The following is a 23,729-nucleotide window of genomic DNA, read 5'->3' on the forward strand; positions in this document are numbered from 1 at the left end:
CACCGGACGCGCGGGCGTCTGCCGACGGGGGCGGCCCGCGGCGGTGGCCGCGGGAGGCGGGGTGGAGCCGGAATCCCGGCGTCGGCCACCGCGGCAGCCGGGCCGGTCCCCCGGCTGCCGCGCGGCGACGCCTCACTCCGTGGGGAACGGCGGGCGGGGTGTCACTTCGCCAGGAAGGCGAGGAGGGCGGTGTTGACCTCCTCCGCGTGGGTCCACAGCAGACCGTGCGGGGCGCCCTCGATCTCGACGTAGTCGGCGGCGGGCAGCGCCTTGTGGAAGGGACGCGCGGTCCCCTCGACGGGCAGGATGCGGTCGGCCGTACCGTGCAGGATCAGGGCGGGCACGTCGACGGACGGGATGTCGGCGCGGAAGTCGGTGTACCAGGTCGACGGCGCCGCGGAGGCGGCGAAGGAGCCGCCGCCGGCCGCGGTGTTCCAGCTGTTGCGGACCGCTTCCTCGCTGATGCGGGTGCCCAGGTTCTCGTCGAGGTTGTAGAAGTCCTCGAAGAAGGCGGTGTAGTAGGCGTAGCGGTCGGCCTCGACGGCGGCGACGACGCCGTCGAAGAACTCCTTCGGGGCCACGCCGTCCGGGTTGTCGTCGGTCTTGAGCAGGCAGGGCTCCAGCGAGGCCAGGAAGGCGACCTTGGCGACGCGCGCGGAGCCGTACGTGGACACGTAGCGGGCGACCTCGCCGGTGCCCATGGAGAAGCCGACGAGGACGGCGTCGTTCAGGTCGAGGGTCTCCATCACGGTGTTCAGGTCGGCCGCGAAGGTGTCGTAGTCGTAGCCGGCCGTCGGCTGGGAGGACTGCCCGAATCCGCGGCGGTCGTAGGTGATCACGCGGTGGCCGGCCTTCAGGAGGGCGGCGCTCTGCCGCTCCCAGGAATGGCCGTCGAGCGGGAAGCCGTGGATGAGGACGACCGGCTGCCCGGTTCCGTGGTCCTCGTAGTACAGGTCGACGGCGGTGGTGTTCTCCTGGCCCACGGTGATGTACGGCATGGTTCTCTCCTCTGCTCCGGAACAGCTGGTCCGTGCCTCTGTGCGCCACGGAACGCCGTCACGCTACGGCCCGGGCGGTGACGCCTGTTGTCGCGTCACGCACGACGTCTTGCCCATGAGCGCAGCCGGTGGCCGACGACGGCACCGGCCCTCTCGTCCCGCGCCATTCCTGCCTGCGGTTCTGCCTGGAGGCGGACGCGGCCCGCTGATTGGCTGTTCGGAGAGGGCGGACCCCGGGCCCCGCGGAAGTGGTCCGGTCGCGCTCCGGCGCGCTCGCCCGCCGCACGACGGCCCGCCCCGCCCTGCCGGGCACCGGCCGCCGTACACCGGGCGCGCGGCGTCCTGTCGCCGCCCGTCGCGGCCCCGAAGCCACTTCCCCCGACCGGAGAGAAATTTGAGCGTCGTGTTGACGACCGCATCCGTACCCGACCGGGACAAGGTCACGTACTGGAACGACGCGGTGAGCAGGACACTGGTGCCGATGACCGTCGTCCCCAGGAGCGACGGGTCGTTCGACGGGCGGATCACCACCGACCGCCTCGGATACCTTCAGGTCGCCACCGTGGAGGCCGACGCGAAGTCGGCCAGCCGCACGCCGGAACTGATAGCCGGTTCGTCCGAGGCGCTGATGGCGGTCTCCGTCCAGGTGTCCGGCACGGCCACCTTCGCGCAGGACGGCCGGCGGGCGGAGGTGGGCGAGGGCGACCTGGTGGTGTACGACACGACCCGCCCGTACTCCTTCGACTATCCGCGGCGGTTCGCCGCACACGTCTTCCAGCTTCCGCGCCACGCGCTGGGCGTGCCGGACGGCGAGATCCGGCGGGTCACGGGCAACGCCATCGGCACCAGGGACGGATTCGGCGCGATGCTGTCCCCCTTCCTGACCTCTCTGGCCTCCTCCTCGGCCGACGGCTACCCGCCGGCCGTCGCGAACCGGCTGGCCGGCCACGTCGTCGACCTGTTCGCCACCCTGATCACGGAGCGGGCCCGGCCGGGCGGCACGGACGCGGCCGCGCGGAGCCATCTGATGCCGCGCGTCCTCGACCACATCAACCGGAATCTGGGCGACCCGGACCTGTCACCGGAGCGCATCGCCCGGAAGCACCGCATCTCGGTCCGGTACCTGCACCGGCTGTTCGAAGGCGAGGGGATCACCGTCAGCCGGTTCATCAGGCAACGGCGCCTGGAGGAGTGCGGCCGCGAACTGGCCCGCCGCGGCGGCGCGGCCCCCACCGTGTCCGCCGTCGCCCAGAGGTGGGGCTTCGTCAACCCCGCCCACTTCAGCCGGGCCTTCCGGGCGGCCTACGGCGTCTCTCCCCGTGAATGGCACGGCCTGCGCAACGCCCAGGACGGTCCCGGCCCGACTCCACCGCTCCGCGTCGCGCCACGAGGCGTCCGGTGACGCGAACCCGCCCTTCCGCTTCAGGCCCTCCCGGCAGGAGACCGTGCGTGACCGACTTCACCCCCTCGTCCGTCCGGCCCCCCGTTCTGGACCGCGCCACGCGGGCGTTCGTGGCCCGGCACTCCTGTCCCCCGTCGGCCCACGCCCCGGACCCGGAACGGGCTCGTCTGGACCTCGTACGGCTCCAGGCGCGGAGCACCCCCGACCCTCTCGACGAGGAGGACACCTCCGCGGAGTGGTTCGCACTGCCGGGCGGGCCGACCGGCCACGTACGGGTGCAGGTGGTCAGGCCCGCCGGCAGCGTCGGCGAGATGCCCGTCGTGCTGTTCCTGCACGGGCTGGGCTGGGCCCTCGGCGACGCCGCCACCCATGGGCGCCTGGTGCGGACGTTCGCCCTCGGCACGGACGCGGCCGTGGTCTTCGTCGAGTACGAGCGCTCCCCCGAGGCGCGGTATCCGATCGCCGTCGAGCAGTGCTACGCGGTCGCGAAGTGGATCTGCGAGCGGGGCGGCGAGATCGGTCTGGACGGCAGCCGGATGGCCGCCGTCGGCGACTCGGCGGGCGGCAACCTGGTGGCGGCGCTGACCCTGCTCGCCAAGGAGCGGGGAGAGGTGCGGCTGCTGCAGCAGGTGCTGCTCTGCCCGGTCACCGACGCGGGCTTCGACACCCCCTCGTACCGGGAGTTCGCCGACGGCTACTTCCTCACCGGCGAGACGATGCGCTGGTTCTGGGACCAGTACCTGCCCGACGTGCGGCAACGAGGCCGGGCCACCGCGTCACCGCTGCGGGCGTCCCCGGAACAGCTCGCCGGACTCCCCCCGGCCCTCGTGGTCACCGGCGAGGCCGACGTGCTGCGCGACGAGGGCGAGGCGTACGCGGAGAAGCTCCGCGCGGCCGGCGTGCCGGTGGTCTCCGTGCGCTACCACGGGACGGTCCACGGTTTCATGGTGCTCGACCCGCTCCGCGACACGGACGCCGCCCGCGCCGCCCTCGTCCAGACGCTCGACACCGTGCACGTCGCCCTGCACCGGCACTCCGGGTGAACCCGCGCCGGGGACGGGTGCCGCTCACTCGGCGAGGAGCGTGTCCAGGAGCTTCCGTGCGGCCGTGAGCTCCTTGTCGTCCGCGGCGTCGCCGAGCTCCAGGATCTGGCGCAGGCAGTAGCGGGCCTCCTCGGTCTCTCCCAGCGCGGTCAGGGCCTCTCCCAGGTGGAGCAGCTGCTCGGCCTCCCTGTGGAAGATGCCGATGCGGTTCGACTGGATCCGGGCGCTGCGGTAGTGGTCGGACGCCTGCCTCCACTGTCCCAGCGCGGCGTGGTCGAGGCCGAGCGCCTGCGTCGTGCGCGCCCGGAAGATGTCGGCGGCCCGTCCGCTCACCGGGCAGTCGGGCGCGTCGAGGAAGGCCATGACGCTCATGTGCCGGGTCAGGGCCTCCTCGGCACGGCCCAGCAGGCGCAGGGAGGCTCCGTGGAGCCGCACGGCCTGGGGCCAGACCGCGTAGTGACCGGCTTCTTCCGACAGGGCGACGGCGGCGAGGGAGCGGTCCGCGGCCTTCCGGGCTTCGCCGAGTTGCAGGTGCGCGCTCGCCTCGTGCATCAGGGCCGAGGTCTGCTGGTGGACGTCCTGCGCGCGGCGGGCGTGTTCCAGCGCCTCGACCGCCTGCTCGGCGGCCTCGTGGTAGCGCTGGTCGCAGGTGTTCAGGGCCCAGGAGAGGCAGTTGAGGTGGAAGGCCCGCGCGTACGGGTCGTCCAGCGCGGCGGCGGCCTCCGCGGCCAGGCGGAAGACCTCGGGCCAGTGGCCCCAGTGGACCCACAGGTTGCAGAACCATTCCATGGCGGAGGCGGTCTCCACGACCCGGGTGTGCTCGCCCCTGCGGGCGGCGTCGCGCAGCGCGGCGAGCCAGGCGGCGCCTTCGCTCCGGAGCCAGGCATGGGCTTCCTCGGCGCTCTCAAGGGCCACCGGGCCCTGCCAGGAGGGCGGGGGCGCCCCGTACCCGGGCTCGTACCAGCGGCCGGCGACCGCGGCCGTCTCAAGGAGCCACGCGCGCAGCCGGTCCTCGGCCGCCTCCCGCTCGGCGGGCTCCTCCTCACGGGACAGCCGGTCGCGGCCGAACAGCCGTATCAGGTCGTGGAGCTGGTACCGGCCGGTGAAGGCGGCCTGCAGCAGACCGGCCTCGACCAGCTCCTCCATCACGTCCTCGGCCTCGAAGACGCCGGTCGCGGTCAGAGCGGCGCCGTAGGCCGCGGTCATGTCCGGGCCCGGAACGAGACCGAGCAGCCGCAGCATCCGGGCGGCCTGGTCCGTCAGCCGGCGGTAGGACAGTTCGAACGCCGCCTCCACCCGCACGTCGCCGACGGCGAGCGCGCCGAGTCTGCGTTCCTCGTCGGCCAGGCGCCGGGCCAGGTGGCCGACGGTCCATCCGGAGCGGGCCGTCAGCCAGTTCGCCGCCACCCGCAGGGCCAGCGGCAGCCTTCCGCACAGGTCCGCCACCCGCGCCACCGCGTCGGATTCCGCGTCCGCCCGGTCCTCGCCCAGGATCCGGCGCAGCAGTTCGACCGCCTCGTCCCGCGTCATCTCCGACAGCGCCAGGCGGTCGACGTCCTCGAGACCGGTCAGCGGCCGCCGGCTGGTGATCAGCACCAGGCTCCGGCCGCCCGCGGGCAGCAGGGCACGGACCTGCCCCTCGTCGCGCGCGTTGTCCAGCACCACCACGCACCGGCGGTCGGCCAGCAGCGCCCGCAGCAGGCCCGCGCGGCCCCGTGGATCCTCCTGCGCCAAGCGGCGGTCCGACACGCCGAGGGCCTTCAGGAGCTGGAGCAGCGCCTCGCCCGTGTCCACGGCGCCGTCCACTCCGTGGAGGTCCACCATGAAGCACCCGCCGGGAAACCCGGGCGCCAGGTCCGCCACCGCCTTCAGCACCAGCGTCGTCTTCCCGCACCCCGGAGGACCCGAGACGACGCAGACCCGCCCCTCCCCGCGGGCGCGGGCCCGTTCGGCCGCCGCCCGCAGGAAGGCCAGCTCCGGTTCGCGCCCCGTGAAGTCCCCGACGGGTACCGGTGGCACGGCGAACCCCGCGGCCGCGACCGCGGGCGCCGGACGCGCCGCTCGCGCCGCGGCCAGCAGCGCCGTCCGCTCCGTGTCCGCGAGCCCCAGCCCCTCCGCCAGTGCCACCGCCGTGCGCCGTTGGGGAGCCCGGCTGCGCCCCCGCTCCATGTCGCCGATGGCCCGGACGCTCACACCCGACGTCCCGGCCAGCTGCTCGATCGTCAGACGGCCTCGCTGCCGCAGACCGCGCAGAACCTCCCCGAACGGCTTCTCCCCGGACACAACCCCTCGTTCCTCCCGCCCCCGGGGGAAGAATACGGCGCTCGTTCGGGCGAAGCCGCAGGCCGGGGCGTCAGGTCGTGACGGGGAGGGGGCGGGGGGTGAGCCGGGGGCACGAGGAGGGCGTGCGGTGCCTCACAGACCGAAGCGGGCCCGCCTCTCCTCGGGCACCAGGTCGGTGTACTCGGGGTGCTTGCCGATCCAGCCCCGGACGAAGGGGCAGTACGGCAGGACGCGCAGCCCCCGGGCCCGCGCGTCGTCGAGCGCGCCCCGGGCGAGGAGACCGCCCAGGCCCCGGCCGGCGAACCGGCCGTCGATCTCGGTGTGGATGAAGGCGATCTCGCCCTCCGAGAGGTGGTACTCGGCGAAGCCCGCGGTCTCGGTGCCGTCGTCGCCGGCGAGGATCTCGTACCGGGACTTCTCGGGCCGGTCCGTCACCTGCGGTTCCATGCTGACTCCTGTGCGGTCGTGGTGGGGTGGGCGGGTGCGGTCAGAGCGTGCGGCGCACGCCCGCCTGGCGTTCCAGGTTGCGGAGCTGGACGGACAGGTCGCCCTCCACGGCGAGGTGGGCGGGGCCGCTGCGGCCGATGGGCAGGACCTGCTCGCTGCGCATGTCCTCGATCATCAGGGCGAACGCGGTGTACATCGCGACGAGCGCGACCACGAGGCCGAGCGCACCGGACGTGCGCGTCAGCCATGCGGCGCCGGTGACGCCCGCGAGGCCGGTGGCCGCCCAGCGAGGGAGGGAGACCGCGAGGACGAGCCACAGCGCGCGCTTGGGCCGGGTCACGGCGGTCATCAGGGCCCCGAAGCAGAGGAGCGCCAGGTTGAGGACGCCGAGGACCTCCGGGCCGTCGGCCGCGCCGCTGAGCACGATGAGCGAGTAGGGCAGCCAGCTGCCGGCGAACACCGCCATCAGCGTCGCCGCGATCACGTCACGGGCGCCGAAGGCCAGGACGCTCACCAGGAGCTGGAGGACGAAGGCCGGCAGCACGGTGAGGGCGACGGCGGCGCGGGCCGACTCGTCGAGGAGCCCGAGCTGGAGGCAGCCCGTCATCACGGACGCGATGGCGATCGTGAAGAAGCCGAGCGGCATGGGCGAGGCGATGGGGCGCAGGTTGATCCGTGTCATCGACCGGAGGTCCGGTTCGAAACGGCGTCCCGGGGGCGTGTCCGGCGGGGGTGCCGGGAGGTCGCCGCCGTCGGCGGCGGGGGAGGCTGCGGACATCGGGTGGGGCTCTCCTTCAGTGCTCGAAGCAGGGATTCAGTGCTCGAAGCAGGGATCGACGAAGGACGGCGCCGCCTCGGGGGCGGAGCCGCGCGCGACGCGCCAGCGGCGGTGCCGCTCGGACTCGGCGGCGGCCTCGGCCACGAGCGACGCCTGGAGGGCGCCGCTCCGGTAGCCGCCGAAGTGGGCCACCGGGCTCCACTCCGGGGTGACCGGCGGGACGGCCTCGTCGAGCCCCTCGTACTCCGCGGTCGCGTAGACGATCCGGCCGCCGACGACGGTGAGGACGGACTCGATGCCGGGGATGACGTCCTCGGGCACGGAGAGGAAGTCGTCGGACAGGATCGCGAGGTCGCCGTAGCAGCCCTCCCGCAGGGTCCCCTTGACGTCCTGTTCGCCGGTGAGCCGCGCTCCGCCCCGGGTGTAGAGGCCGAGCGCGGTCTCCCGGTCGATCAGGTTCCCGGCCGGGTAGAGCGCGGTGCCGCCGACGGTGCGCCCGGTGACGAGCCAGTGGAGGGCGACCCACGGGTTGTACGAGGAGACGCGGGTCGCGTCGGTTCCGGCGGCGACGGTCAGGCCGCGGTCGAGCATGGCCCGGACCGGAGGGGTGTGCGCGGCGGCCTCGGCGCCGTAGCGGCCGAGGAACGCGGTGCCCTGGAAGGACATCCGGTTCTGGACCGAGACGGCGCCGCCGAGGGCGGCGATCCGGTCGAGGCTGTCGGCCGAGACGGTCTCCGCGTGGTCGAAGAGCCAGCGGTTGCCGCCGGGGAAGAGCCCCTCCGCGCTGAGCTTCTCGAAGACGGCCAGGTCGCGCCGGATCGTCTCGTCGTAGGTCGCGTGGAGCCTGAATCCCCAGCCGTTCTCGAGCAGGAGCCGGACCGCCTTCTCGAACTCGGCCTCGTAGCCGTCGGCGAGTGCGGGCCGCGGCTCGGAGAAGTTCTCGAAGTCGGCGGCGGCCCAGGTCAGGTTCTCGCCCGCGCCGTTGAGCCGGAGCCACTCGTCGCCTTCCCCCGGCTTGACCGTCTCGGTCCAGCGCTTGAGGTCGGCGAGCTCCTGCCCGGCCGTCTGCGGGAACAGGTGGTAGGCGATCCGCAGCGACAGCTCCCCCGACCGGGCCAGGTCGGCGACCGTGGCGTAGTCGCCGGGGAAGTTCTGGAACCCGCCGGCCGCGTCGACCGCCGAGGTGAGCCCGAAGCGGTTGAGCTCACGCAGGAAGTGACGTGTCGACGTGCGTTTGCCGTCCTCGTCCAGGGCCGGGGCCTTGGCCAGGGTCGAGTAGAGGATCAGGGCGCCCGGCGCGGCGAGGAGGACCCCGTTCGGTTCGCCGTCCCGGCCCCGGACGATCTGCCCGCCCCGGGGGTCGGGGGTCTCCCGGGTGAATCCCGCGGCCTTGACGGCGGCCCGGTTCATCAGCGCCGACTGGTACAGGTGCAGGACGAAGACCGGGGTGTCGGGAGCGGCGGCGTTCAGCTCGGCGACGGTCGGCATCCTGCGTTCGGCGAACTGCTCGGCGGTCCAGCCGCCGACCACCCGGATCCACTGCCCCCTGGGCGTGCGGCCGGCCTGCTCGCGCAGCATGGCGAGGGCGTGGCGGAGGCTGCGCACACCGTCCCAGCGCAGCTCCAGGACGTAGTTGAGGCCGCCCCGGATGACGTGCAGGTGCGAGTCGTTGAGGCCGGGTATCACCCGGCGGCCCAGCGCGTCCACGACCCTCGTTCCCGGCCCGACGAGGGGGGCGAGGTCGTGGTCGTCGCCGAGGGCGGTGACCCGGCCGTCGCGGATCGCGACGGCTCGGGCCTCGGGGCGGGCGGGGTCGCCGGTGAACACCTTGGCGTTGCGGACGAGGAGGTCGGCGTGCGCGGGTTCCCGCCGGGCGGCGGGGACGAGGCCCGCCACCGGCATGCTCGTCGACGGCCCGGTCACGCGAGTGCCTTGCGGAGGGTGTCGGTGGCGAGACCGACGGCGAGTTCCGCGGCCCGCGTCTCGCGCGGCGCGTCCAGCACGACGAGGGCGGGCGGCAGGCCGGTGAGCCGCTCGGTGGTGGCCTGGGCGGCGGGTTCGAGGACCGGACGGTTCTTCATGGGGTTTGTTCTCCTTCTGGTCTTTCCGGGAGGGACGAGGGGTGTCCGGGATGGACGAGGGGGCGCGGAGCCGACGGCGTACGTGTCCGTCAGCCGCGCACCAGGGGGGTGTCCACGAGGTGTTCGGCCAGGAACCACACCTGCGCCTCGCCGGTGCGGACGACGTCGGAGACGAGCAGGTCGGCGCTGCCCTCGTCGCCCTCCCCGGACAGCCGGGCGGCGGCGTCACGGGCGTCGATCAGGATGCGCTCGTGCGCGTCGAGCAGCCGCGACAGCATGACGGGCACCGGCTCGACGCCGTCCGGCGGGCGGGGGATCGCCGTCAGCTCCGCGACGTGGCGCGGGTCTCCGACGGCGACGCCGCCGAGGCTCTGGACCCGCTCGGCCAGCGCGTCCACGATGGCCAGCTGGGCCTCCGCGTGCTTGTCCAGCATCAGGTGGAGCGAGTAGAAGGTCGCCCCGCGCATGAGCCAGTGGTGCTTCTTGTAGAGGGAGTGGAGGATCTGCGTGTCGGCGAGGACCCGGTTCAGCCGCTGGCAGGCGTACATGCGGGTGTCGTGTCCGAGACCGATCGGCAACTGCTTGAGCGTGCCGAACGCCTGGATCTCGGCGCCCTTCTGGTGCAGCAGCGGCTGGCCGCCGCCGTGCGGGGTCGTGAGGACGTCCATCGGGTGCTCCTGTTCGGGAGAGGGCAAAGGGGAGGGCCCGGCCGCCCGGCCGGGAGTGCGCGGACGGCCGGGCGGGGGTGCGCGGGCGGCCGGGCGGGGGTGCGCGGGCGGGCGGGCTCGGTCCGGGCCGAGCGCTCAGCGTCCGTCGGAGGCGGCGGCGTGCGGCGCCGCCGGGGCCGGCCGGTGCAGGAGGAGCCGGGTGAGCAGACCGCTGCCGAGACCGGCGGCGAGCGCGAGGGCGGCCCACCACAGCGGGTACGGCGTGAGGCCGAGGGCCGCGTCGAGGGAACGGGTGCCGGGGCCGGTGGCGGCGAGGGCGGCGGCGGTGCCGATGAGGACGAGCGGGTACTCGTAGCCGTCGTTCTGCACCCAGAGCCCGTGGCGCCACTTCACGGTGAGCGCGACCGTCATCACCCCGATGACCCCGGTGGCGGCGAGCGGGGTCAGGAGGCCGGCCGCGAGCAGCAGGCCCGATCCGATCTGGCCGCCGCCTGCCGCCAGGGCGGTGAGGGCACCGCCCCGGAAGCCGTCGGCGCGGAACTCCTCCGTGCCGCCCGCGAGTCCCCTGCCGCCCAGGTGCGAGCTGACCTTCTGCACACCGTGGCCGGCGACGAGCAGTCCCACCAGCAGACGCAGGATTAGAAGGCCGGTGTCCAAGGGGGTCAGCCGGCCGCGTGCGCGCCGATGACGCTCTGCGCGTACACGACGCCCAGGCCGTACGCGCCCGCGTGGGCCTTGACGATCTCCATGACCGCTCCGTACGTCTCCTGACGCGCCCAGTCGCGCTGGAGCTCCAGGAGGACCTGGACCCAGGTCACCGGCACCGCGCCGGCGGCGATCATCCGCTGCAGCGCGTGCTCGTGGGCGGCCGGGCTGACGCCGCCGGAGGCGTCGGTCACGACGTACACCTCGTACCCCTGCTCAAGGGCCGAGAGCGCGGGCAGCACGAGGCAGACCTCGGTCCACAGGCCCGACAGGACGATCTTCTTGCGTCCGGTCGCCCTGACCGCCGCGACGAGCGCCTCGTCCTCCCAGGCGTTCATGGTGGTGCGGTCGATGATCTCGTTCTTGGGGAACACCTCGGCGAGCTGCGGCAGCAGGGGCCCGGAGAAGGATTCGGCGGCGACCGTGGTCAGGACGGCCGGGACGTCGAACGCCCGCGCCGCCTTGGCGAGGCCCACGGTGCTGTTGATGATCGCGGCGCGGTCGCCGCTGCCGGTGCCGAAGAACATCTGCGGCTGGTGGTCCACGAAGAGCATGACCGCGTTGTCGGGCGTGAGCAGATCCTTGCTCGGGGCGGCCTGCACCTTGTCGACGTCGAACATGAGGGGTCCTCTCGGAGCGTTCGGTGACGTGCCCGCCGCGTCCGCGGCTCGGCACTCCTCGAAGCTACGAGCGACCCGGCCGACCGCGTTGACTTCCCGCGCCCGGGGGCTGGCACGACAGCGCACAACCGGTCGGGGGCCGGGACCGCGCGGGGTCGCTTCGCGTATCGGCCGGTGCCGGACGCCTGCTGAAGGGCCGGTGCGGCGACGCGGGTCGTCGCCGCACCGGTGGTCGTGCGGGGCGTCAGCGGACCGGCTGCTGCTGGGTGACGCAGTGGATGCCGCCGCCGCCCGTGCCGAGGCGGTCGATGTTCAGCTGCTCGATCACGCGGTCCGGGTAGAGGCCGGCCAGGGTCGCCTTCGCGGCCGCGTCCGCGCGCTGGTCGCCGAAGTGGGCGCTGATGACGGCGTCGTTGCAGAGGTAGAAGTTGGCGTAGGAGGCGAGGAAGTCCGGGTTGGTGGAGCGGATCTTCTCGTAGTCCGGGCCCTGGAGGCGCATCGTGTCCATCGGGATGCCGTCGGCGGACGTCGAGGCGGACAGGACGGCGTACTGCCGGCGCGCGTCGCGGGCGTAGGCGTCGTCGTCGGACGCGAGGGGCATCTGGACCAGGGCCTCGCCGGGGGCGAGGAAGCGGGACGTGGCGTCGACGTGGTCGTCGGTGATGTCCTGGCCGCGGACGCCGTCGAACCAGATGACCTTGGAGGCGCCGTACGCCGCCAGCATGGCGGACTCCACCTGGCGTTCGGTCATTCCGGGGTTGCGGTTGCGGTTCACGAGGCTGCTGCGGGTGGCCATGAGGGTGCCGGCGCCGTCCTGTTCGATGGCGCCGCCCTCGCCGACGAGGCCGGCGTAGGTGATGGGCACGCCGACGTAGGAGGCGATCCGTCCGGCGACGAGGTTGTCCCTGGCGTGGGTCTGTTTGTCGCCCCAGCCGTTGAAGTTGAGGCCGACGGCGTCGAGGCCGCCCCGGCCGTCGGTCCGGAAGACGGGTCCGGTGTCGCGCATCCAGCAGTCGTCGACGGGGATGGAGCCGATGACGGTGACCGAGGGGCCGCACAGCGAGCGGGCCTTGGCGGCGCTGCCGGAGTTGGCGCACATGACGACCGGTTCGTACTTCGCGATCGTGCGGGCGATGAGGGCGATGTCCGCCTGCACTCCGGCCAGCTTGCCGGCCCAGATCGCGGTGCTGTCGGGCCAGGCCATCCACGTACGGGTGTGGCGGACGTCCTCCACCGGGACGCGGAAGGCGCCCGCGGCCGCGCCGGCCCTTCCCGGGAGGGACGCCGCGAGGGCCGCGCCGATGGCGGTCGCTCCGGCGGCGGTCAGGAATCCTCGTCTGCTCGGGCCTCCGCGCGAGGGGCGGCGTGTGGGGTGATCGTTCATGGTGACCTCCTGTTTCGGCGGGCGCTCGCGGGCGGATCGCGGGCGAGCGACGTGGACCCGGCCGGGCCGGGTCGTCAGAGGGCCCGGCGGGCGGCGGCGATCGCCCGGGGATCCCAGCCGGGGCGGGGCACGGACTCCAGCAGGAGCCGTGTGTAGGGGTGTCGTGGCGCGGCGAGCACCTCGGCGGTGGGGCCGGCCTCGACGACGGCGCCCCGGCGCATGACGACGATCTCGTCGGTGACGCACCGGACCACGCCGAGGTCGTGGGTGATGAACAGGTAGCCGACCCGGGTCTCCTCGCGGATGTCGGCGAGCAGGTTGAGGATCTGCGCCTGTACGGACACGTCGAGGGCGGCGACGGCCTCGTCCAGGACGAGGACGGCCGGTTCGACGGCGAGGGCGCGGGCGAGGGCGACCCGCTGGCGCTGACCGCCGGAGAGCTGCCGCGGCCGCGCGTCGGCGGCGCGGGTCCCCAGGCCGACCTGGTCGAGGAGTTCGCGGACGCGCCGGTCGTGGTCGGTTCCGGGGAAGTGCAGGCGGAGGGTTTCGCGCAGGACGTCCTCGACGCTGGTCCTGGGGTCGAGGGAGAGGTACGGGTCCTGGAAGACCATCTGGACCTCCCGGGCGCGGGCCAGGCGCCCGGCCCGGCCCCGGCTTCGCGCGTCGCGGGCCCGGCCCCGTACGCGGACCTCGCCCGCGTCGGCCCGTTCCAGGCCGACGACGATCCGGGCGGTGGTGGTCTTGCCGGAGCCCGATTCGCCGACGATGCCCAGGGAGCCGCCTTCGGGGAGGGTGAACGACACGTCGTCCACGGCTCGGACGCCGCCGAAGGCGCGGTGGAGTCCGACGGCCTCCAGTACGTTCTCAGGCATCGGCGTGTCTCCCTTCGAGCAGGTCGCCGTGGTGGCAGGCGGCCCGGTGGAGCGGCAGCCCGGCGGCGGGGCTCGGGTCGGGAGCGCTCAGGTCGCAGATCTCCGTGGCCAGCGGGCAGCGGACGGCGAACGGGCAGCCGGTGAGTTCCCGGCGCAGGTCGGGGGGTTGGCCGTGGATGGCGGTGAGCCTGCCCCGGGGGGCGTCCAGGCGGGGGGTGGAGGCGAGCAGCGCCGAGGTGTAGGGGTGCCGGGGGCGGGCGAAGAGGGCTTCGGCGGGGCCGCTCTCCGCGATCCGGCCGGCGTACATGACGTAGACGCGGTCGCTGATGGCGGCGGCCAGGTCGAGGTCGTGGGTGACGAAGAGGAGGCCGGTGCCGAAGCGTTCGCGCAGTTCCGCGAGGAGGGCGACGACCTCGGCCTGGGTGGTGACGTCGAGCGCGGTGGTCGGTTCGTCGGCGAGCAGGAGGGCGGGGTCGCCCATGAGCGAGGCCGCGATCATGACGCGTTGCAGCATGCCCCCGGAGACCTGGCCGGGGTACTTGCGCAGCGCGGAGGCGTCGAGGCCGACCGCTTCGAGGAGTTCGACGGCCCGCGCGGTGGCTTCGGGCCGGCCCATGGTCCCGGTGAGGGTCACGCTCTCGGTGAGGAAGTCGCCGATGCGGCGCAGCGGGTTGAGGGCGGCGCGCGGGTCCTGGAAGACCATGGACACCGTGCCGGTGCGCAGGGCCCGCAGTTCCCTGGCGTCCAGGGTGAACACGTCCCGTCCGTGGACGCGGACGGCGCCCTCGACCGCGGCTCCGGGCGGCAGCAGGCCCAGGGCGCTGCGCGAGGTGAGGCTCTTGCCGGAGCCGGACTCGCCGACGAGGGCGACGGTCTCGCCGGCGGCGACGTGCAGGTCGACGCCGTCGAGCACCGGGCGGGCCGTGCCGGGCAGCGTGACGCGCAGCCCCTGGATGTCGAGTGTGTTCATCGGTCCCTCCTGGCGACGCGGTCGGCCCAGCGTTCTCCGACCACGTTGAAGGCGACGACGGTCAGCACGACGAGGACGCAGGGCAGGATCGCGGACAGCGGGTAGCCGTGCTGGACCGCGGTCTGGCCGTCGAAGACCATGCGGCCCCAGTCGGGGGTGAGCGCGGGCACGCCGAGGCCGAGGAAGGACAGTCCGGCGAGGTCCATGAGCGCGTAGCCGAAGTTGATGGTGGACTGGGCGAGGACGACGGGCGCGATGTTGGGCAGGACGTGGCGCAGGCAGATCTGGAGGGCCGAGTGGCCCTGGACCCGGTAGGCGCTGACGTACGGGCGTTCGCGTTCGGCCAGGACCAGGGAGCGGGTGAGCCGGCTGACGTACGGCAGGTAGGCGACGGAGAGCGCGAGGACGGGGGCGAGCAGGCCCTCGCCGTACACCGAGATGATCAGGATCGCCAGGAGCATGCCGGGGAACGCGAAGACGAGTTCGGTGCTGCGGGACAGGACGGAGTCCAGCCATCCGCCGCGCCAGGCGGCCGCGGTGCCGACGACGACTCCGGCGAGGGTGGAGAAGACCACGACTCCGAGGGGTCCGAGGAGTGAGGTGCGGGCTCCGAGGAGCAGCCGGGAGAGGGTGTCGCGGCCGGCCGCGTCCATGCCGAGCGCGTGCTCGGCGGAGGGGCCGGCCAGGGCGTCGCCGAGGTCGACCGCGTTGGGGTCGTGGGGCGCCACCCAGGGCGCGAGGAGGGCGGCGGCGGTGACGAGCACGACCAGGCCGAGACAGATCAGGTACAGCGGGGACCCGGCCGTGCGGATCCTGGCGAGGCCGGGCCGGCGGGTCAGGACGGCGGTCATGGGGAGGAACTCCTCGATCCGAGGGTGACGCGCGGGTCGACCAGGGGCAGGAGGAGGTCGACGATCAGGTTCACCGTCATGAACAGGGCCACGACGACGAGGGAGACGGCCTGGACGGTCGGGAAGTCCTTGGTGGTGGTGGACAGTTCCAGGAGCTGGCCGACGCCTCCGACGCTGAAGGCGGTCTCGACGAGGATCGTGCAGACCAGCAGGGTGGAGACGATCAGTCCGCCGGTGGTGAGGACGGTGCCGAGCGCGTTGCGGAAGACGTGGCGGCGGACGACCTGTCCCTCGGGCACGCCCCGGCTGCGGGCGACCGTGACGTGTTCGCCGTCGAGCGCTTCGAGCATGGCGGAGCGGGTGACGCGGGCGAGCATGCCGATCAGGTAGAGGGCGAGGGCGATCGCGGGCAGCGTCAGGTGCCGGATCCTGTCCGGGAAGCCGTCTCCGGCGCCGCTGCTGGGGAACCATCCCAGCTCGACCGCGAACAGTGCCTGGAGGAGCACGGCCGCGACGAAGGACGGGGTGCCGACGGCGAGCGTGGTCCCGACGAGGATCGTGGAATCGGTGGCTCCGCCGCGTACGGCGCCGATCCAGCCGAGGACCAGGCCGATCACCACGACCACGACCAGCGCCATCGCGACGAGCAGCAGGGTGGTGGGGAGGCGGTCGGCGAGGAGCCGGGAGACGTCGGTGCGGTAGGTGAGGGAGCGCCCGAAGTCCCCCTGGACGACGTCGCCGAGCCAGTGGAGGTAGCGGACGAGGAACGGATCGTCCAGGTGGTACTGGGCGTTGATCGCGGCGAGCGCCTCCGGCGAGGCGGACCGTCCCGAGAGCAGGAAGCTCGCCGGACTGCCCGGTGCGAGGTACATGGCGCCGAAGACCACGAACGAGGCGGTGAGCAGGGTGGCCGCCATCTCCGCGACGCGCCGTACGGCGAATCTGGTGAAGCTCACCGCGCGGCCCCCACGTCGGCGGCCCACGGGTAGTACATGTAGGCGATGGTGGCGGGGGCTCCGGTGATCCTCTTGTTGAGGAAGAGGGCGGTGGGCCACTCGGCGACCGGGATCCACAGCAGTTGCTGTGCGGCGTGCTTCTGCAGCTCGACCTCGATCCTCATGCGCTGTTCGGGCTGGTAGGCGGAGACGGCCCGGTCGACGAGGGTGTCGTAGCGCTTGTCGCTGTAGCCGGCGAAGTTCAGGTAGGCGCCGGTCTTGAAGCTCGTCAGCAGGTCCAGCGGGTCGGTGATCGAGTCGTAGTAGGTGAGCGGGAACATGTCGATGCCCTCGCGGGCCCGGGGATCGGTGAACAGGGCGGTGAAGGCGTTGGGGGCGACGGTCCTGAGGCGTATGTCGAGGCCGATCCGGGTGCCGGCGGCCTGGACCGCCGTGGCCAGGAGGGAGACGTCCTGGCCGATGGCGCTGGTGGCGACGGTCAGGGTCTTGCCCCTGGCGCCGGCCTCCTCTATCAGCGCCTCGGCCTTCCGGATGTCCGGCGCGGTGGGCGGCAGCGACGCGAAGGCGGCCCGCCGGGTCTGCTCCGAGGCGCTCGCCCAGGCGGCGCGGGTGGTGAGGGAGCCGGTGGCGGTGCCCGCGCCGCCGAGGCCGGCCTTCACGAATCCGGACCGGTCGAGGGCCAGGGACAGCGCGCGGCGTACGCGTACGTCGCCGAGCGGGCCCCGCATGTTCGTGATGTTGACGTTGACCGTGCTCAGGCCCTCCCCGAAGTACAGCGTGCCCACCCCGCTCTCGCGCAGGCGGCCGTAGCTCTCGGTGGGGATGAGGTAGCCGCCGTCGGCCTCGCCGCTGAGCAGGGCGTTGGTGCGGGCCGAGGGGTCGGTGAGGATCCGGAAGACGGCCTTCTTCGCCTTGGCCCGGGTCCCCCAGTAGCCGTCGAAGCGTTCGAGCTCGATCGACTGGCCCTTGCGCCACGTGCCGAGCTCGAACGGGCCGGTGCAGGCGAGGCCGCCGGTGGTGCCGTAGTCCTTGCCCGCCGCCTCGACGCCGGCCTTGGAGGCGATCACGCCCGCGGCGGTGGCCATGTACTGGGGGAACTGGGAGTCGGGCCTCTTCAGGTCGACCGTGATCTGGAGCGGGCCGGTCTTGCGTACGGAGGCGACGTTCTGGAAGCTCTGCGCCCAGGCGGCGGCGTTGTCCGGGTCCCGCTGCCGGTTCAGGCTGTGGACCGCGTCGTCGGCGGTCATCGTCCTGCCGTCGTGGAAGCGCACGCCGGGACGCAGGTCGTAGACCCAGGTGGTGGGGGCGGGGTTCGACGCCTTGCGGGCCAGGCCCGGTTCGAGGGTGAGTCCCGGTGTCCAGCGCATGAGGCTCTCGCACACGTTGGACAGGATCGTGTTCTGCGGGTAGTCGAAGGCCACCGTGTGGTCGAGGGTGGGCGGTTCGGCGTACACGGCCCAGGTGAAGGAGTCGATCTCGCCGCGGGCCCGGGGGGTGGAGGTGGAGAGTGCGACCTCCTTTCCGGTGACGCCCGGGTCCTTGGGGGGACCGGAGCAGGCCGCGAGGGCGGCGAGGCAGGTCAGGGCGGCCGTCGTCGCGGTGATCCGTCCGCGTCTGCCGGGCGGGCGCCGTCCGCCGGGGGGCCGGGGTGGGGTCATCGTCGCGCTCTCTTTCCGTGAGGGGTGCGGCGGGGAAGGCCGTGGGTGCGGCCTTCCCGGAGCGGTCCGGCGTCGGTTCAGGCGGTGGCGGTCGCGGCGGGGATCTGCTGGGTGATGCAGTGGACCCCGCCGCCGCCGAAGGCGATGGCGGGCGCCCGCACCCCGACGACCTTCCGTCCGGGGTACGCCGCGGCGATGACCGCGAGGGCGTCGTCGTCCTGGGGCAGGCCGGCGACCGGGACGACGACGCCGCCGTTGGCCACGTAGTGGTTCAGGTAGGACACCTCGACCTCGGCGCCGTCGATGTGGGCGAACGCGGTCTGCGGGACGTCGACGATCTCGAACCGCCGGCCGCGGGCGTCGGTGGTGGCCTCCAGGACCGCGCGGTTGGCCCGCATGCGGGCGTGGTCGGGGTGGTCGGGATCGGCGGGCAGGGAGACGACGACCCTGCCGGGGGCGGCGAAGGCGCAGACGCCGTCGACGTGCCCGTCGGTCTCCGTGTCGAGCAGGCCTCCGTACGGGAGCCACACCACCTTCTCGACGCCGAGCCGGGACTTCAGCTCCGCCTCGATCCCGCTCCGGTCCATTCCCGGGTTGCGGTTGGGGTGCAGCAGGCACTGCTCGGTGGTGATCAGCGTGCCTTCGCCGTCGACGGTGATCGCCCCGCCCTCCAGGACCATGCCGGAGTGGACGCGCTCGATCCCGAGGTGCTCCAGGAGGAGGGCGCCGATCCGGTCGTCGGAGTCGTAGGGGTGGTGCTTGCGGCCCCAGGCGTTGAAGCGGAAGTCCACTCCGGCGCGGTTGCCGTGGCCGTCGAGCACGAAGAGCGGGGCGGAGTCGCGGAACCAGGAGTCGTCCTGTGCCATCTCCACCACCGCGACCTCCGGGCCGCACCGCTTCGCGGCCTCCTCGCCGTGGCCGGGGGGCGCGACCATGGTCACCGGCTCGAACGCGGCGACGGCCCGGGCGACGTTCGCGTACTCCTCCTTGGCGTCGTCGAGCACGCCGCCCCACAGGTCCTCACGGACGGGCCAGGCCATCAGACACCCCTCGTGCTCGGACCACTCGGCGGGCATACGGAACGCAGTCATCACGGGTCTCTCTTCGTCTCGCCAGAAGCACCCGTCGGCAGTGGCCGGCTCGCTCCGGCCGGGGCGCGGGGACGGGTACGCGGTGTGAACAGAATCCTGCCCCCGACTGAAAATTCAGTCAAGGGTCGCGATGGCAAGATTTCCCCTGCCGGGCAGCTCGCCTTTGGGTGTTTATGGGCCTTTTGGGGCAACGAAAAGGCCGCTCTCCCGGCGGGGGGACCCGGGAGGGCGGCTTCGGTGGCGCGATTATTGAAATTCTGGTCAGCTCGCGAACCGGCTACGGGTGAGCACCCGTTCGGTCGGGTCGGCCGGTCGGGTCTGGTCGGGTCCGGACCGGATCCGGTCGGGTCAGATCAGGTCCGGTCCGGTCAGCGGGAGGCGTCCGGGCGGCCCAGTCGTTCGACCTCGGCCTCGATGGCCTCGCTCATCAGGGTCCGGGCGTGGGAGATCTGGAGAGTGCCGCTGAGCCAGCGCATGCTCAGCCCCTCCAGGAGGGCGGTGAGCCGTTCGGCGGAGGCCGCGAGGGCGGCCGCCGGGGCCGTCGGGCGGACACCGCCCAGCAGGGCCGCCACCTCCTGGATCCAGACCAGGGTGGCGCGTGCCAGGTCTTCGCGCAGGACCTCGTCGAAGACGGCGCTGGCCCGCAACTCGCCCCAGGCGCTGCTGTTCTCCCTGACCTCGGTGGTGTCCTGGAGCTCCAGCAGGAGCGTCTGGTCCAGTTCCTCGCGGGGGCCGAGCGGCTCGGCGTCCGGATCGCGGTGGGTGGTGTAGCGCTCGGCGCGGTCGTTGATGAACTCCAGCGTCTTGAGCAGGATCCCGGTGCGGTCCTTGAAGTGGTAGTAGATGAGCGCGGTGGACACACCCGCCTCGGCGGCCAGTTCCTCCACGCGCAGGCCACGGACCCCGCGCCGGGCGATCACCCGGGCGGCGGCTTCGAGAATCTGAGTGCTGCGAGACGCCATGGCCCGAACCCTACCGGGCCCCCTCGCCCGCGGGATCACGGCCCTGACCAGTGACGGAGGAGGCCGGGTTCGCACACGCCGGACGTCGTACCGGACGTCGTACCGGTCGAGCAGGGCGGTGAGCGCGGTCGCGGTCACGGTCACGGTCACGGAACGCTACTCGCGGTGATGGCGCTCGAACGACGCGGTGACCGGCCCGTCGGGCCGAGCCTCCACCAGCCGCACGATGACGATGTCCCGCTCGTCGGGGCTGCGGACGCAGAAGGGACGCTCGTCGGCAAGGTCCGCGTAGGCGATCCGGGTGACCGGACCCGTCTCGATGCCCCGTACGCAGTCGGCCGGACCGAGCTCGTGCCCCGCCGGGACGAAGGCGTCGCCGTCCTCGGGCAGCACGAACTCCGAGGCGTCGCGCGCCAGGTACCAGGAGGCCGTGTCCGCGGGAACCACCTTCCCGGCCTTCAGGTCGAACTCGTACGTGCCGTCGGGCGAGGTCAGTTCGACCTCGTCGCCGAACGCGTACGAAACCGGCCGGGCGGGACCGCCCTCCTTCCCCCCGGCCGATCCGCTCGCCCCCCGAGAGGGAGCGAGCAGATGAACGGCACCGCCGACGAGGGCGAGGACCGCGAACGCCGCCGGAAGCACCAGGACCGGACGCCGCCCGCGCCTCCTCGCCCGACGCGGAGAGGAAACGGCCTCGGCTGCGGGAGCGGCGGGAGAAGGGGAGGGTTCCGGGGCGGTGAGGGTGGCGTGCGCGTGCACCGGCATCTGCACCAGTGGCTCCGCACGCCCCGTCACCTCACCGCTGATCGATCGGGGCAGCCAGCCGTCGGTGAACTCCGGCCGGGGCCCCACCAGGGAATGCGCGTGGACGGCCGCGATCAGGTCCGCCGTCCCGGGGCGGTCCTCCGGCCGCTTCGCCAGACACCGGGCGACGAGGTCCCGCAGATCGTGGGGCACGCGGGTGAGGTCGGGCTGCTCGTGGACCACCCGGTAGAGCGCCGTCGACTCCGGCCCCGTACCGAAGGGGGCCTCCCCGCTCGACACATACGCGACGAGCGCCCCGAGTGCGAAGACGTCGGTCGCCGACGACACCGGTCGCCCCAGCGCCTGCTCGGGCGCCATGAACGCCGCGGTCCCGATCCGCAGCCCCGTACCGGTCAACGCGGCGGCGTCGGCCGCGCGCGCGATGCCGAAGTCGATGACGCGGGGTCCGTCCTCGGCGATGAGCACGTTGGCCGGCTTGAGGTCGCGGTGGACGACGCCGGCCCGGTGGATCGCCTCCAGGGCCTCGGCGATGCCGGCCACCAGGAGCAGGACGGTTCGCACCGGCAGCGGGCCGTGGCGCTGGACCACCTGGTGCAGGGACGGCCCGGGGACATAGGCGGTGGCGAGCCACGGGGTCGGGGCGTCCACGCCCGAATCGACCACCTGGGCGGTGAAGAGGCCGTGGATGCGCCGCGCGCTGGCCACCTCCTGGGCGAAGCGCTGCCGGAACGCGGGATCGCCCGCGAAGTCCTCCCGCACCGCCTTCAGCGCGATCGGGCGACCGCCGGGGGTGTGGGCCAGGTACACGACGCCCATGCCGCCCGAGCCCAGTCGGGCGTGGAGTCGGTAGCCGCCGATCTCACGGGGGTCGTCGGCCGACAGCGCCGCGTGGGCGGGCCGGTCACCGGAAGGCTGAGCGGACATGTGAGGACTCTTTCGACGATACGGAGCGGCCGAGGCAGGGCGGCCGACGCGGGGCGGCCGGGGGCAGGGCGGCCGACGCAGGGCGGCCGACGCAGGGCGGCCGACGCAGGGCGGCCGAGGGCAGGGCGGCCGAGGGCAGGGCGGCCGATCGGATCCGCACACAGTGACTCTAACTAAAGATTCAGCCAATATGCGACACTGTCGATTCAGACCGCTTCAGGAGGGGAACGCGTGGCGACCGACCGCAGAAGGGCCATCCTGGAGGGCGCCGCCCGGGTCATAGCCCGGCACGGGGTGCGCGGACTGCGCATGGAGACGCTGGCGGCCGAGGCCGGGGTGTCCACCGCGCTGATCTACTACCACTTCAAGGACCGGGCCGGCGCCCTTCGCCACACCCTCGAGTTCATCAGCGACCGGGCCGACCGGTACACCTGCGACGAGGACGGCGCCACCGGTCCCCGCGACGCCCGGCAGGAGCTGGAGCAGTCCCTCCTCCTGGAGTTCCAGGACGTCCCCGAGGTCCGCGAGAACAGCATCGCCTGGGGGGAGCTGCGGGCCAGCGCGATCTTCGAACCCGAACTGCGCGGAGACCTCGCCCGGGCCACCCTGACGTGGATCCACGACGTCGCGGACCTGCTGGGCTGCGTCCGCCCCACGGCCCCGGCGCCGGCGCTCACGGCTTCCGCGGAACGGCTCACCGGCCTGCTGGAAGGGCTCAGCACCCGCTGGCTGAGCGGCGCCCTGCCCCTCCCCCACGCCCACGAGCTGGTGAGGGAGGCCGTCTCCGTCGAGATCGAGCGCCTGAGCCGCTGACGGGAGCCGAAGAGCGGACCGCACACCCCCTGGTGGGCCGGATGGCGACAGAGTTTGACTGAATTATCAGTCAGTGTCAGAGTGGCGACACGAAGGCCGTATCCGCCCTTGCGGTGGAGGCGATTTCCAAGGCGCCGGATGCACCCTGTCCATAGACAGCGCGTGAACCCGCCCCGGTGACGGGCCTCGATCAACACCCCCCTCATCTCGCACGACGCCCGTCGTCACCGGACGCCCCGCCGCACACGTTCACGATCGGAGACCCCGATGTCCGACTTCCTCTCCTCCCGCCGCTCGGCCCTGCGAGCGATCCTCGGAGTCGGCGCGCTCGCCTTCGGTGCCGCGGCCTGCGGGCCCGGCGGTCCCGGCAGGTCGGCCGGCTCCTCCCCCACCACGAGCAGCGCCGACCGGACGGGCGGAGACCGCCGCCTGGGGGCCGAGTGGGAGAGCCACGCCCGCACCTTCATGTCCTGGCCAGCCCTGGAGTCCGTCTGGGAGGACGACCTCCTCTACGTACGGCAGGACATCGCGCGCGTCGCACGGGCCATCGCGGAGTACGAGTACGTCGTGATGATGGCGCGGCCGGACCAGCAGGCCGCGGCCCAGAAGCAGTGCGGTTCCGGCGTCGAGGTGATTCCGCTGCCCGTCGACGACCTGTGGGCCCGCGACACCGTCCCGGTGTTCGTCGAGGAGGAGGGGGAGGTCGTCGGCGTCGACTTCCACTTCAACGGCTGGGGCGGCAAGCAGGTGCACACGAACGACGGCCGGGTCGGCGAGGCCCTGCTCGCGAAGTACGGGATTCCCCGCGTCGAGGCGCCCCTCGTCGCCGAGGGCGGCTCGTTCGAGACCGACGGCGAGGGGACCCTGCTGATCACCGAGAGCTCGATCGTCAACGACAACCGCAACCGCGGCAAGAGCCGCGACCGGATCGAGGCCGAGCTCAAGGAGCTCCTGGGCATGGAGAAGGTGATCTGGCTGAAGGGCGTGCGCGGCGAGGACATCACCGACGCCCACGTCGACAGTCTCGTGCGGTTCACGGCCCCCGGGGTGATCCTGCTGGACCGGGCCTTCCCGGGGATGCCCGCCGACTCCTGGTCCCGCTCCTCGGACCAGGCCATGTCCGTGCTGAGCGAGGCGACCGACGCGCGGGGCCGCCCCTTCGAGGTCATCGACCTGCCGCAGCCCGACCCCGACCGGATCACCGGCTACAGCGACGACTTCCTGTCGACCTACGCGAACTTCTACATCGGCAACGACGCGGTCTACGTGCCCAAGTTCGGCGACAGAAAGGCCGACGACCGGGCACGGGGAATCCTGCGGGAGCACTTCCCCGAGCGGGACGTCGTGCAGGTGAACATCGACACCATCGCCACCGGCGGCGGCGGAATCCACTGCGCCACCCACGACCAGCCCGGCAAGCCGGTCGACTGAGCACGACCCGAGGAGCCCTCCGTGTCC

The 23,729-nt window shown here is 73.1% G+C and carries 22 protein-coding genes; 4 read left to right on the forward strand and 18 right to left on the reverse strand.

Annotated elements, in window-relative coordinates; translation table 11 throughout:
- Positions 1–161 precede the first annotated feature (161 nt).
- Complete coding sequence (locus ACWGSR_RS15610) at positions 162–998, reverse strand: alpha/beta fold hydrolase (RefSeq protein ID WP_376238746.1); 837 nt, start codon at positions 996–998, stop codon at positions 162–164.
- 394 nt (positions 999–1,392) lie between these two features.
- On the opposite strand from ACWGSR_RS15610, the gene ACWGSR_RS15615 reads away from it, so the two are divergent.
- Together ACWGSR_RS15615 and ACWGSR_RS15620 are read left to right on the forward strand one after the other, a co-directional pair.
- Positions 1,393–2,400: an AraC-like ligand-binding domain-containing protein gene (locus ACWGSR_RS15615; RefSeq protein ID WP_453566828.1), complete on the forward strand. Its 1,008-nt coding sequence runs from the start codon at positions 1,393–1,395 to the stop codon at positions 2,398–2,400.
- A 47-nt stretch (positions 2,401–2,447) separates the two neighbouring features.
- Positions 2,448–3,443, forward strand: coding sequence for an alpha/beta hydrolase (locus tag ACWGSR_RS15620; protein WP_453566830.1), 996 nt, complete (start codon positions 2,448–2,450; stop codon positions 3,441–3,443).
- A 24-nt stretch (positions 3,444–3,467) separates the two neighbouring features.
- On the opposite strand, the gene ACWGSR_RS15625 is transcribed toward ACWGSR_RS15620, so the two are convergent.
- The 17 genes from ACWGSR_RS15625 to ACWGSR_RS15705 form a co-directional block, all read right to left on the reverse strand.
- Complete coding sequence (locus tag ACWGSR_RS15625) at positions 3,468–5,726, reverse strand: ATP-binding protein (protein WP_453566832.1); 2,259 nt, start codon at positions 5,724–5,726, stop codon at positions 3,468–3,470.
- Positions 5,727–5,858: 132 nt separating this feature from the next.
- A complete protein-coding gene (locus ACWGSR_RS15630; RefSeq protein ID WP_376238756.1) occupies positions 5,859–6,173 on the reverse strand; it encodes a GNAT family N-acetyltransferase in 315 nt (104 codons plus the stop codon).
- A 40-nt stretch (positions 6,174–6,213) separates the two neighbouring features.
- Complete coding sequence (locus ACWGSR_RS15635) at positions 6,214–6,951, reverse strand: GPR1/FUN34/YaaH family transporter (protein WP_376238758.1); 738 nt, start codon at positions 6,949–6,951, stop codon at positions 6,214–6,216.
- Positions 6,952–6,987: 36 nt separating this feature from the next.
- Positions 6,988–8,853 carry an amidohydrolase gene (locus tag ACWGSR_RS15640; protein ID WP_453567050.1) on the reverse strand — a complete coding sequence of 622 codons (1,866 nt, stop codon included), beginning with the start codon at positions 8,851–8,853 and terminating at the stop codon, positions 6,988–6,990.
- 17 nt (positions 8,854–8,870) lie between these two features.
- Positions 8,871–9,032 (reverse strand): hypothetical protein, encoded by a 162-nt coding sequence (locus tag ACWGSR_RS15645; RefSeq protein WP_453566835.1) that lies wholly within the window; start codon positions 9,030–9,032, stop codon positions 8,871–8,873.
- An 89-nt stretch (positions 9,033–9,121) separates the two neighbouring features.
- Positions 9,122–9,700: a Dps family protein gene (locus tag ACWGSR_RS15650; protein WP_453566837.1), complete on the reverse strand. Its 579-nt coding sequence runs from the start codon at positions 9,698–9,700 to the stop codon at positions 9,122–9,124.
- 135 nt (positions 9,701–9,835) lie between these two features.
- Positions 9,836–10,357 (reverse strand): DoxX family protein, encoded by a 522-nt coding sequence (locus ACWGSR_RS15655; protein ID WP_376238766.1) that lies wholly within the window; start codon positions 10,355–10,357, stop codon positions 9,836–9,838.
- A 5-nt stretch (positions 10,358–10,362) separates the two neighbouring features.
- A complete protein-coding gene (locus ACWGSR_RS15660; protein ID WP_376238768.1) occupies positions 10,363–11,025 on the reverse strand; it encodes a hydrolase in 663 nt (220 codons plus the stop codon).
- A gap of 244 nt (positions 11,026–11,269) precedes the next feature.
- Entirely contained in the window at positions 11,270–12,409 is a 1,140-nt protein-coding gene (locus ACWGSR_RS15665) for an agmatine deiminase family protein (protein WP_453566839.1), read from the reverse strand.
- Between the two features lie 74 nt (positions 12,410–12,483).
- The gene (locus ACWGSR_RS15670) at positions 12,484–13,281 is read right to left on the reverse strand and encodes an ABC transporter ATP-binding protein (protein ID WP_376238773.1); all 798 of its coding nucleotides are present in this window, start codon (positions 13,279–13,281) and stop codon (positions 12,484–12,486) included.
- Positions 13,274–14,251 (reverse strand): ABC transporter ATP-binding protein, encoded by a 978-nt coding sequence (locus ACWGSR_RS15675; protein WP_453566842.1) that lies wholly within the window; start codon positions 14,249–14,251, stop codon positions 13,274–13,276. The genes ACWGSR_RS15670 and ACWGSR_RS15675 overlap by 8 nt, the downstream gene beginning before the upstream one ends.
- A complete protein-coding gene (locus ACWGSR_RS15680; RefSeq protein ID WP_453566844.1) occupies positions 14,248–15,102 on the reverse strand; it encodes an ABC transporter permease in 855 nt (284 codons plus the stop codon). The genes ACWGSR_RS15675 and ACWGSR_RS15680 overlap by 4 nt, the downstream gene beginning before the upstream one ends.
- Positions 15,099–16,058 (reverse strand): ABC transporter permease, encoded by a 960-nt coding sequence (locus tag ACWGSR_RS15685; RefSeq protein WP_453566846.1) that lies wholly within the window; start codon positions 16,056–16,058, stop codon positions 15,099–15,101. Before ACWGSR_RS15685 ends, ACWGSR_RS15680 begins: the two co-directional genes overlap by 4 nt.
- Positions 16,055–17,716, reverse strand: coding sequence for an ABC transporter substrate-binding protein (locus tag ACWGSR_RS15690; protein ID WP_453566848.1), 1,662 nt, complete (start codon positions 17,714–17,716; stop codon positions 16,055–16,057). Before ACWGSR_RS15690 ends, ACWGSR_RS15685 begins: the two co-directional genes overlap by 4 nt.
- Before the next feature lie 77 nt (positions 17,717–17,793).
- A complete protein-coding gene (locus ACWGSR_RS15695) occupies positions 17,794–18,807 on the reverse strand; it encodes an agmatine deiminase family protein (protein ID WP_453566850.1) in 1,014 nt (337 codons plus the stop codon).
- Positions 18,808–19,175: 368 nt separating this feature from the next.
- Positions 19,176–19,769: a TetR/AcrR family transcriptional regulator gene (locus ACWGSR_RS15700; RefSeq protein WP_376238790.1), complete on the reverse strand. Its 594-nt coding sequence runs from the start codon at positions 19,767–19,769 to the stop codon at positions 19,176–19,178.
- Positions 19,770–19,925: 156 nt separating this feature from the next.
- Positions 19,926–21,458: a serine/threonine-protein kinase gene (locus ACWGSR_RS15705; RefSeq protein ID WP_453566852.1), complete on the reverse strand. Its 1,533-nt coding sequence runs from the start codon at positions 21,456–21,458 to the stop codon at positions 19,926–19,928.
- Between the two features lie 231 nt (positions 21,459–21,689).
- Between ACWGSR_RS15705 and ACWGSR_RS15710 the strand changes: the two genes are divergently transcribed.
- Entirely contained in the window at positions 21,690–22,271 is a 582-nt protein-coding gene (locus tag ACWGSR_RS15710; protein WP_376238795.1) for a TetR/AcrR family transcriptional regulator, read from the forward strand.
- Positions 22,272–22,538: 267 nt separating this feature from the next.
- Positions 22,539–23,702 (forward strand): agmatine deiminase family protein, encoded by a 1,164-nt coding sequence (locus tag ACWGSR_RS15715; protein WP_453566854.1) that lies wholly within the window; start codon positions 22,539–22,541, stop codon positions 23,700–23,702.
- The last annotated feature ends 27 nt before the right edge of the window (positions 23,703–23,729 follow it).

This window comes from Streptomyces sp. NPDC055632 (assembly GCF_053618675.1).